This is a genomic window from Curtobacterium sp. 18060 (genome assembly GCF_902706105.1).
GTDB lineage: Bacteria > Actinomycetota > Actinomycetes > Actinomycetales > Microbacteriaceae > Curtobacterium.
The window spans coordinates 1-13,425 of sequence record NZ_CACSJV010000071.1; the positions used below are offsets into that span (position 1 = coordinate 1).

Consider the following 13,425-nt stretch of genomic DNA (forward strand, 5'->3'; position numbering starts at 1 on the left):
TGAAGTGCGTCGTCGAGTTCGACGTCCACCCCTTCAGCGTGTACTCGTGCGTCGTGGAGTTGTCGACGCGGGTCAGGGTCTGCTGCAGACCGGCCGGGCTGATGAACGCACCCTGCGCCCCCGACGGACGGAACTGCCACGCCGTCCCGACAGCGTCCGTGTAGATGACACCGTCCGCATTCGCTGTCAGGTCCCCGGCGCCGGCGAGGGCGTACTGCCACCGGTTCGCGTCCATCGTGTTCGCATCCCCGACGGTGGTGCTCCGCGAGTTGTACGCGGCGCCGATCGTGGTGTTCTGCGTCACTCCTGGCAGGCTCATCGCGGTCGTGGTGACGAGCAGGTTGCCGGTCCCGACATCGACGGACGCGTTGGTCTGGTCCGTGATCGGGAACGGCAGCGTCGTCGCCGACGTCCGCTGACCGGTCCGGTTCGTGTTGCCGGGGCCACCGGGGAGCGAGTTGTACGCACCCTGCAGGTCGACGAGGTAGTTCATCGCCGCCGTGCCCATGTTCTTGATGCGGATCTTGCCGTTCGCACCCACCGGCGCGACGACCGTGTTGGTGACCTTCGACGTTGCGTCAGAGCTGATCGCGGATGCTTCCGGCTCCGCCGCACCATCGATGCGACGATCGCGCGTGCGCATCAGCACGCGACGAACACCACCCGGCCCGAGCAGGACACAGGGGGCGGGATCGAATCACAAGAATCTGTCCTGGCATGAGGTCGAACCGCCGGGGCATGGCATCGGCCGCTCCCGCGGCGGCCTGACCACGGAGATCCACCAGGCCACCGACGGGCACGGCCGGCCTGGTACAGCTCAACGGCAAGCAAATCATCCGCCTCGAGCAGGGTCGCATGGTGAACCTCACTGCCGCGAACGGCAACCCCATCCAGGCGATGAGCCTCGAACTGACATTGCAAGCTCGCAGCCCCGCCGCCGTCCTTACCGGCAACCTGGACGCCGAGGTGCAGCCGGCACCCGCCGCCGTGAAGCACCGCATCGCGACCGATCTCGTCGCGATCCTGAGCAGAAAGTAACCACCTCCCTGACGTCATGACCGACAACGTTCGCGACCCGGGATCCGGCCGCGAACACCGATTCAATCGGCGACCTCGCACGACGCTCCGAGACCGGCGCGCTCGTCGGCTCCGGCGAAGTCTTCATCTTCTTGACCGTCTTCGGCGGAACGCGGTTCCCGTCCGTCGACCGCACCGATCCGAAGGGGTGCCTACTACTCTTCGGTCAGATCAAGTTCGCGCATCGTCCGTTTCCATAGCCCCTCGGCCGCATCCGTATCACTCATCACGCCTGCCGCACGCGGCGTGAAACGATGAAAATACATTCCATTCCATGCGCTCAGCGAAGGTACTGTCGCCAGGCTAACCAACGGCTCGGCCCCCTGCGCCGGGGTGAGGATCAACCTTTTCAGCAACGGGCTGCCCATGAGTGCCCGCTGCAGCCTATTCTCCCGCGCCACTTCCGTCGCCACTCCACCGGGATGCACCACGCTCGAATAAATGCCACCTCCACGGCGTACAAGCTCAGCAGTGAACAGCATCAGTGCAAGCTTCGACGAACCATACGCCCGCATGCTGGAGTATCGACCGGGCAGCTGAGAAAAGCTCTCCGACGAAATGCGCCCGCGACGATACTGTGAGCTGCCCGTATTAATCACACGTGCACTATTTACTGCCCGCCCCAGAGACTCACGTAGTAGATGCGTCAGGAGAAAAGGAGCGAGGTAATTGACCTGAAACGTTCGCTCAAATCCATCAGGAGTGCGATGCTGCTTCGCACTGATGCCTCCTGCATTGTTGAGTAGCAGGTCGATCCGCGGGTAGTTCGCTCTGAGATCAGCACCAAGGCGACGAACATCGTCCAAGCTGCTCATGTCAACGAGCAGCGGAGAGCCACCGATAGCCGCCGCGACACCCTCCGTCTTGCTCTGGTTTCGTCCGACCACGACAACGTGTGCGCCACTTTGAGCGAGACGCGCCGCGGCAGCCGCACCGATACCGGCACTTGCGCCGGTCACCACAGCAACCTTCCCAGTTAGCGGCGTAGCGCCGGAGACCTTGACGTTCGGGATCATCGGGGAAATCATAAGTGGCAGTCTACTGCCACTTGCTGGGAGGTCAACCCGACCCAGGGGCTCGCTGACGCCAGGTACGGTGGTGGAGTGCCGTCCACCCCGAGAATCCGTAGTGACGCATCCGAGAATGCTCGAAAACTTCGGGGCGCGGCTCGAGATTTGTTCGCGACTGGAGCATCAGAGGTGTCACTCGCAGCCGTCGCACAGCAGGCGGGAGTTGGGACACGAACCCTCTACCGGCACTATTCAACGCGGGAAGCACTCACGCTTGCACTCATTCGCGAAGATATCACTTCTGAGCTGGAACCGCGACTTCTGGCCATCGCGAATGCTGTCGATCCGAACCCCCATAACCTTCAGCGTTGCGTCCACGTAGTCCTCGAGTGGACACACGGCGAGAGAGAGCTTTTGCGAGACGCTGGCTGTGCAATCAATACGGAAGCCGGGTTTGATCAAGTGCGTTCGATTCTCACAAGCCAGCTTGACTTGGCACGGGACATGGGCGCACTGCGATCCGATTTCCAAGTAGATCTCATAATGAATTTCATTGCCGCTCTCACACTACTACAATCACAGCATCCGAGCACCTCCACGAACGACATCGTGCAAATATTTTTCGACGGCCTCTCCGCGCCACTTTGACGGATTCCTGAGCGATGCCCCCCCCCCCCGGGCGGGGCACTGGAAGCCTCACAGTCAGAAAAAACGTCCTTGCCGCGTCGTGCTGGCCGCTCTGCCAGCAGACGAGGGTGATCGTATGATGTCGTTCTCAAAGACGGCACACGGTTGGCTCGTCGCCGTTGGTGGTGCCACACTGATCGGCATTAAGCAGACGTGTGAGCTCGTCGAGACCCTCGAATGGCCGGTCATCGCCACGTGGACCATCACCGCTGCCGCACTCCTGCTCTTCATCGGCAACGCAGCCATCACGGCCAACCGCACCGAGTGAATCCCCGCAGTCATCAACTGACCCACAATAATCAGCCCCTCTGGCGCACAGCACATCGAGCGCAGTGGATGGCCATCCGGACAGCACTCGCCGCTAAGGAACCTCAGGAAACGTCTAGATAAGAGGCAGGGGCCGGTCCCGGATGACTTCTTTCATCACGAGCGTGCTGCTCAGTCGAAGGACACCAGGTAGGGCCGATAGGCGGGTGTCGTAAAGACGCTGATACGACGCCAGGTCTTGGGTGACGACGCGAAGCACGTAGTCCGGCTCCCCGAAGAGACGTTGCGCGTCGATGACCTCGGGCACCGCTATCACTGCGGTCTCGAACTCGTCGAGCACCCGGCTCCCACCGTCACGCATCGTGACGAACAGGACAGCCCGGAAGCCAAGCCCGACCATGGCCGGGTCGACCTTCGCCCGGTAGTCGACGATGACGCCGGAACGTTCGAGTTCACGTAATCGCCGGTGGCCGGCCGAGAGACTGACCTGAACCCGGTCAGCCAGAGCCGTAACCGTAAGGCGTGCCTCTTGTTGCAACTCCGAGAGGATCTTTCGATCGATCGCATCCATGAGCACAATCATTTCACTAGGCGGGCTGCGGTCGTCACAAGTTCGAATTTTATGATGTCTGATCACTACTAGCCTTCCGGTGAAGCGCGCAACGGCGGAAGGAACTGACATGGCATGGGGCTTACTGATGGCGTTCTGGGCGGTGTCGGTGTTGTTCGTCATCATCCCTGGGGCGGACTGGGCCTACGCCATCACGGCGGGCCTCCGACACCGATCGCCCGTCCCTGCTGTTCTCGGAATGCTCGCCGGCCACCTCCTTGCGACCCTGATCGTCGCGGCCGGCGTCGGAACGCTCGTCAGCCGCGTCCCTGTTGTCCTGACGGTGATGACGATTCTCGGCGCCCTCTACCTGATCTGGCTTGGCGTCGGTTTGCTGCTACATCCAGCAACCGTGCCAGGAGCTGAGGCGGCCACGGGTGGCTCCTCTCCGCTGCGGCAGGCGATGAAGGGCCTCGGCATCAGCGGCCTGAACCCGAAGGTGTTCCTGTTGTTCCTAGCCCTGCTCCCGCAGTTCACCGACACCGGTGCCCTCTGGCCTGTGGGCGTGCAGATGGGCACGTTGGGTCTACTGCACATCTTTAACTGCGCCGTGGTCTACCTGATCGTCGGTTTCGGTGCCAGACGAGTGCTATCGGCACGGCCTATGGCAGCGCGAGTGGTGACCCGGTTGTCGGGTATTGCCATGGTCGTGATCGGGGTCATCCTGGTGGTCGAGAAGATCATCCACTAACCGAGGCTCCATGACGCACGCTCCCGGCTCAGCAGCCGACAGAATCCGCTCCCGGGTGCAAGCCAGCTTTGACCGGCAGGGTCTCATGGCGCACCTGGGCGCGACGCTCGATCGCGTCGACGACGGGGCGGTATCGATCGTTCTGCCGAGCGGCCGGAAGTGTCCCAGCAGCACGGCTACGTCCATGCTGGGGCGACGAGCGCTATCGCCGACAGCGCCGGCGGTTTCGCTGCCCTCACCCGCATGGGGGAAGGCTCGGAAGTGTTGACCGTGGAGTACAAGCTGAATCTCCTTGCCCCTGCCCGCGGTGAGTACCTCCGAGCGGTGGGTACTGTGATCCGTGCAGGGCGCACACTCACGGTCTGTCAAATCGAGGTCCGAGCTGTCGACAGCGACAGTCACGCCGTCGTTGCCGTAGGCCAACAAACGCTGATTCGGGTCGCCTCAACACCGTCTCCTTAGCGACCCCTGGGCTCAGCTGGTCGCTCCAACACCACCGCAATGAAGAGCAGCTCCGAATCGCGAGCCCGCCTGACCGACATCGGGTTCCGCCGCATCGCGGCTGATCTTGGCCGCCGCGCCCGTCCGCCATCAGCCGTGGTGTCACCAAGGTTGCGGCCGGTACATCTAGGGCGTGTCTTCTGATTGGAGCGGGGTGAGTGGCGGACGCTGGCGGGTGTCTCGGTTCTTGTGGCTTACGGATGCTCAGTGGGCGTTGATCGCTGATCTGCTGCCTGGCCGGACGGGCCGGAAGGGGCGCCCGTTCTCGGACGCACGGAGCATGGTCGAGGGCATCATTCATCGGTATCGGACCGGGGTCGCGTGGCGGGACCTGCCCGAGGTGTTCGGTCCGTGGCAGACGGTGTGGGCCTGGCATCGCTGGCTCTTTTTGCCACAGGAGCGTGCGAGGGTCTAGGGGTGGTGCGGCACCACACCCGGTTGGTCGCATCCGTTCGGGGTGAGCTCGACACCGTCTTCGTCGTCGAGCTCTGGGAGACGACGGAAGCACACCAAGCCTCCCTTGTCCTCCCCCAGGTGCAAGCCGCAATCACCAAGGCACGCCCGCTCCTCAACGGCACCTTCGGCGGATACCGCTTCGACGTCGCAGGATCTCCCCTCCGCGACTGACCCGTTGCCCGTTCCCCGATCCCCTATCGGAAACCGTCCCCGCCTGCGAAAGGGTCCCAGTTGAGACGCCTTCGACGGCGGAGCACTCATGGCGCAGGATCAGGGTTCATGTTGTGTCTGCTTCGGTCGGAGTGACTCGAGAGGACCAGGGTGGCTGTGTCGGCGGTAATGATGAGTGCTATGCCCACCCACTCGATAGCGCCCAGCGCTTCGTGGAGCAGGGTCGCTGGTGTGACCGGTGACACCGCTCAGGCCGGCGTGGACGGCTTCTTTGCTGCCGAACGCACTTAACCAGTGTCACCAGTGAGACTGGTTGAGCGGGTGACACTGGGATGACCTGCGAAACCAGTCAGCAGGGCCCTTGATTGGTGGACCGCAGAAAGAGGGGCTGTGTGCCTCTCTGAGTGACGTGACCCCTGTTCTAAGGCAATCACCCGGAGCAGTAGCTGTTCGTTCGATCTCGGAAGATTCGCGCACACTGGTGACGCTGGTGATCCCGGTTTGGACTTACTGGTAATCCCGGTTTAGACTTACTGGTGAGCCCAGTGTGCCTGGCGGACCCAGTCACACTGGTTATGACTGGTCCCACCATCCTCACCGGCGAACGCATACTGGCAACACCGGTGTGACTGGTGACCCCGGTTGGCCCTAAATAGTTATGCCGTTGTGACTGGGTTCACCAGTGACGCAGGTACGCTAAGTCCCCACGGACATGCGCGAGTAGTTGCGCAGCCTGGTCTCACCAGTCACACCAACGTCACCATTCAGCGGGGGAGTGCCCCTCGTAGGCAGCGGAGCAGCAGATGTCACTCACCATTGACCGATCTTCCCTTCAGCGAGTCGTCGCCGTCATCAACAACAAGGGGGGCGTCGGCAAGACCACCCTCTGCGCCAACATCGGCGGGATCCTGGCCGAGGCGGGTTGGCGAGTCCTCGTCATCGAACTGGATCCGCAGGGAAACCTCGGGCTCGACCTCAGCTACAGGCACGCGGATGGCGACGATAAGGGCTCTGGTCTGTCGAAGGCCGTCCTCTTCGGCGATCGCCTTCAGCCTCTGAAAGACGTGCGCCCGAACCTCGACGTACTCCCGGGAGGGGAGCACATAGAGATCCTCGACAAGGGCATCAGCCCTCGGATGAGCCAGTCCGGCACGGAAGGCACCGCAGCACGCCTCAGCCTTGCCACGTCTCTGTCTGTCATCGCCGACGACTACGACCTGATCTTGCTCGACTGCCCGCCGAACATCGACAGTATTCAGATGCTCGCTGTCGCGGCCGCTCGCTACATCCTCATCCCGGCGAAGGCGGACGATGCGAGCATCGATGGTCTCCGCCTGACCGCTCGGCGCCTCGACAAGGTCGTGGACATCAACCCCGACGTGGACCTCCTCGGCGTGGTGAACTTCGATTCGAGTACGTCTGAGACGAAGGTTCGCCAGGAGTTCACCGACGACGTTGTCGAGGCCCTGGAAAGCGAAGAGGCTCGGAAGTTCATCTTCACCAGCTACGTCCGCCACTCGGGCGCAACCGCGAAGGCCGCGAGGAAGAAGCGAGTCCTCGTCCACGAGCTCGAGAAGAGTGTCCAGAAGCAGGAGAAGTGGTACGAGGCTCTGCGCCGCGGGGCGAAGCATATTTCCGCTGGCCCTCAGGCTGCGGGCAACGTTGCGGACAGTCTGTACGCAGTGACCCAGGAGCTCACCGCTCGACTCACCAAGGCCGAGGCTGACACGGCGGAGGAAGCGAATGTCTGACGCAGGCCGCATCATCTCCGGTCCGCCAAGCCGTCCGAACAGCGGGGGAGGGGCGGGGTCCCTGCTCCGCGCGAATCGAACGGCGCAACAGCAGGTCGAGCAGCCGGTTGAGCCTTCCCGTACGGTTGCGCCACCACCCCCGGCGCCGCGGCGCGCTGTGCAGCAGACCATCGCGTCCGCTCCAGAGTCCGAGGTCGAAGACCCGGTGATGACCGTCGAGCCTTCCGAGACACCGGCCGTCACATTCCGCGAGCCGGAGCCGTCGACTGCAGCAGCCGAGGACGTCGCACCGGCGGTCGCCGAAGCTGCGGGTGCCGCCGCTCCGCAGACGCAGCAACAGCAGGCCGCTGAGCCAGCGCAGGGTCCGACGACGCCGTACACGAGGCGTCGGTACGGCGACTCTGGGGAGGAGAACCCGGACGACGTCGTCAAGGTCACCTTCGAGATTCGTCGAGGCGATCGCGATGCGTTCAACGACGCGTTTGCTGCAGCTTCCCTGCACGAGGGCTACACCACGCCGAAGGACATCCTGGTGGACATCTACGTGGGGGAGACAAAGCGTCTACAGGACACCTACAACGGCGGGCAGCCGTTCCCGAAGCGGATGAAGCAGGCTCCGCGCGGCCGGCCGATTCGGCGCGAGAACTGACGTCGTCGGTCGTCTGCGCTCGGCAATGTCGGCCGGATCCGGTAGATCCGAGGCATGGGTTCGTACAGACGCCGGCGAGGAACACTGCGACACGCCGAGCAAGTTCCGACGTGGGTATCTGACCCGCAGCCACGCTGTGTGAGTACCAACTCGGATGGGGGAGCGCCAGGCACAGTGCGCTCTGCCGGGTGGGACGCACTGACCAAGTCCGCTTCCGCGCGACCACTGCTTCCATCATGCCCCGGGAGGTCCTGATGACCGACACCCTCGCAACCGAGATCACACTGATCGACGTGCCGGCCAACGCGCCAATTCTCATCGACGAGACGACGGCGCGTCTAGTGAACTACGCGGCGAACCTCGAGGGTGGCGAAGAGGACGCCATGGACATCGGGTACTCGGCACGCATCTGGGCGCAGGTTTCGCTGCCCTACCGCAACCCCGGCAGCATTCCGTACTGGGAGCGTCGCAACGGGTCCGTCTCGCTGATGATGCAGCCGGCGTTGCTGCTGGACGCAGAGACCGGAGAGCGGACACCTGCGTACCCGTACGGTGTCTTGCCGCGCCAGGCCATGAACTGGATGGCAACGGAAGCGGTGCTGACGCAGAGCAAGCAGCTCGAGCTCGGCCGTTCCATGAAAGCGTTCATGGAGAAGATCGGCCTCGCACACGGTGGACGGGACGCGAAGCGGGTCGCTGACGGTCTGAAGCGTCTCTTCGGCGCGAATCTCAGTGTCGAGGGTCTTGAGATCCGCCCGGACGGTCATGGGGAGGCCATTGAGTACTTCCGGATCGCTGACAGCGTCCGTCTGTGGTTCGGCAAGGACGACGTGGAGGACAACGAAGGGCTCTGGCAGTCCACGGTGACCCTCTCCGAGCGGTTCTACGACTCCATCGTCTCCTCGCCGGTCCCCATCGACCTGAACGCGATGAAGGCGCTGGGGAAGTCAGCGATGCGCATGGACATCTACCTGTGGCTCACGTACCGCATGTTCTACCTGCGTAAGCCCACCCGCATCAAGTGGAACGACCTCAACCTGCAGTTCGGCGCGCAGTACACGCAGCCCCACAAGTTCAAGGCGGCGTTCGAGGGTCACCTGCGGGCCATCAAGATCATCTACCCAGAAGCACGGGTCGAACCGACCTCCGAGTACCTCATCCTCCGGCCGTCTCCGCCTCATGTGGAGCCGACGAAGCCTCGACGCGAGGTCGGGGTCTAACCAGCCAGAGAAACGACGGGAGAGAGGTGCCTACGGGCGCCTCTCTTTTCGCGTTGATGGGGACCGGATACCCACGTGAGCTGGAGGGCCCGTCCGTCGACGGCGCGCGTGGGTATCTGGTCCTCTCGGTAACCACTCCGGAAAACTGGCATTGACCGCCCGCGCGCGCGGGTATCTAATCCTCACGCACTGAGGGCCCGCTCCAATGGTGGGTATCTGGTCCGCCTGGCGCCTGGCGCCTCGAGTTCAGCGCGTGTAGATATCTGGTCCTGACGTGGGTATCTGGTCCGGGTGCGGGCGTTCGTTCGAGAGGGCAGGGAAGCGTGGGTATCTGGTCCGGAGGAGACCGAGCGAGACAGGCGCGTGGGTATCTGGTTCTCAGTCGTGGGTATCTAGTCCCCTGCGACACCCCTTCATACCGTTACTACCGGACGCCGTCGGGGTTGAGCCGCCGGGTGTGGGTATCTGGTCCTTGCCCATGGGTATCAAGTCCTCGCCGGAGGCGGAGGTCAACCAGCCGGCGTGGGTATCTGGTCCTTCCGGTACGAGAGCGCGAAGCGTTGTGTGGGTATCTGGTCCCCAGGGCGCCGGCTGTTTGTTATGGGCCGGTCGGCGCGCCGGGCAACACCAGCGAGTGTGGGTATCCGGTCCTAAGCGACGGCGAGGTACTTGCTTCGCGCCTGGAAGTACCGGTGCCTCCAAGCGTGGGTATCTAGTCCTGAAGTGCGGTGGCCTGAGTGATTCTGTTTCCTCCCACTGGGAGGGGTAGAAGCATCCGTCTGTGGAAAACTTGGCGCCCCTCTGTGGTTGCGTTTCGCCGGTTCGTAGATCAGCTACCGGAGAGAGCTACAGGGATCACTACAGGGGGCCTCGCTCGAGCGAGCTCGGATCCGCGCGCTGGCGGCGATCGGCGGGGGAGCGGTGCTGTGCGTCCGGGACTGCATACCCACACCAGGCGGACCGGATACCCACGGGCTGAGGACCAGGTACCCACGAAAGCGGACCAGACACCCACGAAAACAGCGTGGGTATCGAGTCCAACGACCAAGCCTGCTGTGGAGAACTTCTCGGAGGGTACGTCGGTACCGAACTGACCGCTACCCGCTCCGGCTCTTCTTCTTCGCCCGCGGGGAGTGGCCCGTGCCTTCAGAGGCGGCACCGGGAGGTCCGTGATGGCGGGAACATCGAAGCGTACGCAGTAGCGACGGTCGAGGTTGCCGAGGCCTACGGCGTCCACGGCCATAAAACGCTGGCTTTGGAGGGACGCGAAGAAGCGTCGGTCGCCGCTGTTCGCGTCGCGAAGGTCGGCGTCCGTCACTTCGAGGGAGTCGCCACCGACGACGCCCTTGAAGCGGACGTGCTTGCTCTTGCCCGCGTCGTCGAGGACAACGACGGGCGGGGGAGTGGTGGCCATGCTGGGTCTATGCGCGGACGGTCAGAGAGATGCGTGCTCTGCCCGTCGCAAGCGGTAGTCGCGGAGCTTCGAGCGGTAGTCCGAGACCTTCATCACGTCGCGGCAGAAGCTGGCGAGAGCCACGATGGCTGCGAGTATGATTAGCCACCTGGTGAGGTCGCCGTGCCATCCGACGACGAACCGGAAGAACAGCCCGCCAGCGAGCCAACAGAGCGCCGGTATGAGCGACCGACGCGACAAGCGAGGAGTTCGCGGAACGGCCACCTCCACGGCGGCTGCGGCCTCAGTCGGCGTGGGGAGACAGAAGTGGGTGTCCTTGCTGTCCTTGCTGTCCATGCGGGCCCTATGCGGGAGCCTCGAGGTGTGGTGCGCGGCGACTCTCCACCTCACTGCTAGAACGCTCGGCGCTGCGCGTCATCCTTGGTCTGCGGCAGGAGGCGGCTTCTCGGTGCAGCCTGCGGGGGAGTCAGATTGGGGCAGCGGTGACCACAAGGAAGCAGCCCAGGACACAACATGCCGTGCTGGGCTGCTTCATCAGCGCGTTGGGGGAGGGTCCCGGGTCTGACGTCGATCGCACCACCTAGATCTGCCCGCGTACGTCCCGCCAGCACTTCGCCTGCTCTTCGGCCATGCCGAAGTACACCTGGAGATCCTCATGAAGGTTTCGCCCGGACGCGGTTGCGAGGGGCCAGATGTCCTCACCGAGGTACGGCTCACGGGTCCACTTGGGCAGTCCCTCGTAGTTGGCGCGCAGGTGGGCGGTGAGCTTCCTGCAGGCGTCGCGCCATTCGTTGAGCGTGAGGTCGGTGTTCTCGACGATCTCCGAGGTGCCGAATCGCTCGCTCGGGTGCTTCGCGCAGAAGTCCATGGCGATGGTCCAACGCTGCGCGGGGAGTGAACGACCATCTGCGAGCTGTGCGAGCGCCGACGTGGGCCACGGCTCCGTTTCTTCGAGGGCTCCCTGCCAGACGATGTCTCCGATGACGTTCCCGCTGGAGATCTCCCCGGGCGCCGGCCAAGTCCGCTCACCTCGGTCCTTCTGGTTCTTCGACACCAGGTTCATCACTACTTCATGGACCTCTGTCGGCACGGGGACGAGCACCCACTCAGTCATCTTGTAACCCTTCACGTCCGTTCCACACTGCGCGGAAGTCGATGTGTCCACTTCGGCACAAATCGCGTAGTGGGGCAACGACAGTCTTGAAACAGTTGGCAACCGACAACGCTGGTCCGCGTGCGGCGACCGCATCAGCGTCAGGACGGAGTGCGCCGACCAGGGGAGGGTCAGCCGACAGCCGAGTTGACCCCTGGCGCTCCTGACGTTTTTTGTTGCCGAAGGTGAGTGCGGTTGTGAGGGTGATTTGAGACAGACGTGTCGCTTCCTGGGGTTGGAGAGCCGTTCGGCACAATGGCCGTTCTCCTGAACGGTGAGTTGCGCGGCGGAGTCATCGCCGCCTCCGATCCGGACAACCAAGAGATGTACGGGCATTGTCCGTCCTGCGCCTACAGCGGTCTCCCTTGAACGTGCGCTGGTGGTGCGATGATGCCTCTGTGAACAGTGCGAGCGGGTCACTCGGACCTCGGGTGGAAAAAGGGGCTGCAGTTTCAGGACCCGGCAACGACGGCCTCGAGCTCATGGCGACCGGGTCGCTGTCGGCCGGTCTCGACCCTGGCCAGCTCGCTCGCATCCGCATGCTGCAGCCGCAGGCCATCTCCGATGGCACCCGCGTGAAGTACAAGCGCGAGTGGCAACGGTTCGTCGCGTTCTGCGAGGAGACGGGCGCCGAGTTCCTACCCGCACACCCGGTGACGGTCGCTGCGTACTTCGAAGCGGCGGCCGCAGACGGCAAGGACGACAGCGGCACCCCGTACGCGTCGAACACCTTCAACGGGTGGCTCGCCGCCATCGACAAGATGCACCAGCTCGGGGGCCTCCCCAAGCCGTCGGACAGCGCCGAGGTCGAAGCGACAATGGCGGGCCTCCGTCGCACGGACGGCCGTGAACTTCGCAGGATGCCGGCGCTCTTGCTCGAGGAACTCCGTCACCTGGTGCGCGCGATCGACATTCGCAACTACCCACGGGCTGTCCACGGGGTCCGCGACTACGCGATCATCGTCATGGGCTTCGCCGGTGCCTTTCGACGCAGCGAGCTCGCCGCCCTCACCATCGGCGACGTAACGCTCCACGAAGACGACGGCCTGCGCCTGCGGATCCGGAAGTCGAAGACCGACCAGGAGCGCCGAGGCCGCACGAAGGCGCTCCCGTACGGCGGAACGCCGGCGACGTGCCCGGTTTGTGCGTTCATCCGCTGGATGCAACTGACCGAAGCCATCACATCCGCGCGACCACGAATTGCGGCGATGAAGCTCCTGGCGACGTTCGACGTCGACGTGCACGCCTGCGCGAAAGGGCTCGACGACCCACACGACCCCATCTACTGGGCCGACCCGTTGCCCTCCTGGCGGCGCCTGCCGAAGCGGATGCCGCTGTTCCGGCCGATCTCCACCGGCGGGAAAATCTTCCGCGACACCCCCATCAGCGGGCAGGTCGTTCAGGACGCCGTCGTCCGGCATGCCCTCGCCGCCGGCCTGGACGCGAAGCACTACGGCGGACACTCTTTGCGCGCTGGGTTCGTGACCTTCGCGCTGCACAAGGGCCTCGGCCTGCACCAGATCATGCGACAGTCATGGCACACGACCGAACGAACGCTCGAGGTGTACAGCCGCAAAGATGCTCCGCTTGACAACAACGCTGTCACCCAGATCGGCCTGCAAGAGTCGTCGCTTTCCGCTAGGGACTGCTGCAGGTTGGGTTGACTCGTTGGTTTAGGCCGCGAGTGCTGCCTGTGGGTTGATGATTGCTTCGTACTCGATGGGCGTCAACTTCCCGAGACCGCGCTGTCGGCGCTTTCGGTGGTAGG

At 63.7% G+C, this 13,425-nt stretch carries 14 protein-coding genes and 2 pseudogenes; 12 read left to right on the forward strand and 4 right to left on the reverse strand.

Annotated elements, in window-relative coordinates:
- The coding region (locus GVL05_RS18650; protein ID WP_200849278.1) for a hypothetical protein at positions 1–643 on the reverse strand (643 nt) is incomplete at its 3' end.
- A 22-nt stretch (positions 644–665) separates the two neighbouring features.
- On the opposite strand from GVL05_RS18650, the pseudogene GVL05_RS20050 reads away from it, so the two are divergent.
- Both GVL05_RS20050 and GVL05_RS18655 read left to right on the forward strand, forming a co-directional pair.
- Positions 666–794 (forward strand): annotated as a pseudogene (locus tag GVL05_RS20050) (IS5/IS1182 family transposase); the annotation flags it as partial.
- Between the two features lie 61 nt (positions 795–855).
- Positions 856–1,038: a hypothetical protein gene (locus GVL05_RS18655; RefSeq protein ID WP_159574112.1), complete on the forward strand. Its 183-nt coding sequence runs from the start codon at positions 856–858 to the stop codon at positions 1,036–1,038.
- Positions 1,039–1,232: 194 nt separating this feature from the next.
- On the opposite strand, the gene GVL05_RS18660 is transcribed toward GVL05_RS18655, so the two are convergent.
- Positions 1,233–2,093 (reverse strand): SDR family NAD(P)-dependent oxidoreductase, encoded by an 861-nt coding sequence (locus GVL05_RS18660; protein ID WP_159574113.1) that lies wholly within the window; start codon positions 2,091–2,093, stop codon positions 1,233–1,235.
- Positions 2,094–2,180: 87 nt separating this feature from the next.
- On the opposite strand from GVL05_RS18660, the gene GVL05_RS20375 reads away from it, so the two are divergent.
- Positions 2,181–2,735, forward strand: coding sequence for a TetR/AcrR family transcriptional regulator (locus tag GVL05_RS20375; RefSeq protein ID WP_369122538.1), 555 nt, complete (start codon positions 2,181–2,183; stop codon positions 2,733–2,735).
- A 115-nt stretch (positions 2,736–2,850) separates the two neighbouring features.
- A complete protein-coding gene (locus tag GVL05_RS18670) occupies positions 2,851–3,042 on the forward strand; it encodes a hypothetical protein (RefSeq protein WP_159574115.1) in 192 nt (63 codons plus the stop codon).
- A gap of 114 nt (positions 3,043–3,156) precedes the next feature.
- Here the strand turns inward: GVL05_RS18670 and GVL05_RS18675 are convergent, their stop codons facing one another.
- Positions 3,157–3,612: an Lrp/AsnC family transcriptional regulator gene (locus tag GVL05_RS18675; protein WP_159574116.1), complete on the reverse strand. Its 456-nt coding sequence runs from the start codon at positions 3,610–3,612 to the stop codon at positions 3,157–3,159.
- Positions 3,613–3,721: 109 nt separating this feature from the next.
- Between GVL05_RS18675 and GVL05_RS18680 the strand changes: the two genes are divergently transcribed.
- The 7 genes and pseudogenes from GVL05_RS18680 (at position 3,722) to GVL05_RS18710 (ending at position 10,648) form a co-directional block, all read left to right on the forward strand.
- Complete coding sequence (locus GVL05_RS18680; protein WP_159574117.1) at positions 3,722–4,342, forward strand: LysE family translocator; 621 nt, start codon at positions 3,722–3,724, stop codon at positions 4,340–4,342.
- A 159-nt stretch (positions 4,343–4,501) separates the two neighbouring features.
- The gene (locus tag GVL05_RS20380; protein WP_200849277.1) at positions 4,502–4,804 is read left to right on the forward strand and encodes a PaaI family thioesterase; all 303 of its coding nucleotides are present in this window, start codon (positions 4,502–4,504) and stop codon (positions 4,802–4,804) included.
- A 214-nt stretch (positions 4,805–5,018) separates the two neighbouring features.
- A pseudogene (locus tag GVL05_RS18690) lies at positions 5,019–5,222 on the forward strand (transposase); the annotation flags it as partial.
- Positions 5,223–6,273: 1,051 nt separating this feature from the next.
- The gene (locus GVL05_RS18695; protein ID WP_159574118.1) at positions 6,274–7,221 is read left to right on the forward strand and encodes a ParA family protein; all 948 of its coding nucleotides are present in this window, start codon (positions 6,274–6,276) and stop codon (positions 7,219–7,221) included.
- Positions 7,214–7,870, forward strand: a complete 657-nt coding sequence (locus GVL05_RS18700) for a hypothetical protein (RefSeq protein ID WP_159574119.1) — start codon at positions 7,214–7,216, stop codon at positions 7,868–7,870. Before GVL05_RS18695 ends, GVL05_RS18700 begins: the two co-directional genes overlap by 8 nt.
- 254 nt (positions 7,871–8,124) lie before the next feature.
- The gene (locus GVL05_RS18705; RefSeq protein WP_159574120.1) at positions 8,125–9,090 is read left to right on the forward strand and encodes a replication protein RepA; all 966 of its coding nucleotides are present in this window, start codon (positions 8,125–8,127) and stop codon (positions 9,088–9,090) included.
- 1,024 nt (positions 9,091–10,114) lie between these two features.
- The gene (locus GVL05_RS18710) at positions 10,115–10,648 is read left to right on the forward strand and encodes a hypothetical protein (RefSeq protein WP_159574121.1); all 534 of its coding nucleotides are present in this window, start codon (positions 10,115–10,117) and stop codon (positions 10,646–10,648) included.
- 436 nt (positions 10,649–11,084) lie between these two features.
- Here the strand turns inward: GVL05_RS18710 and GVL05_RS18715 are convergent, their stop codons facing one another.
- The gene (locus GVL05_RS18715) at positions 11,085–11,633 is read right to left on the reverse strand and encodes a hypothetical protein (protein WP_159574122.1); all 549 of its coding nucleotides are present in this window, start codon (positions 11,631–11,633) and stop codon (positions 11,085–11,087) included.
- 506 nt (positions 11,634–12,139) lie between these two features.
- On the opposite strand from GVL05_RS18715, the gene GVL05_RS18720 reads away from it, so the two are divergent.
- Positions 12,140–13,321: a tyrosine-type recombinase/integrase gene (locus GVL05_RS18720; protein WP_235036062.1), complete on the forward strand. Its 1,182-nt coding sequence runs from the start codon at positions 12,140–12,142 to the stop codon at positions 13,319–13,321.
- Positions 13,322–13,425 lie beyond the last annotated feature (104 nt).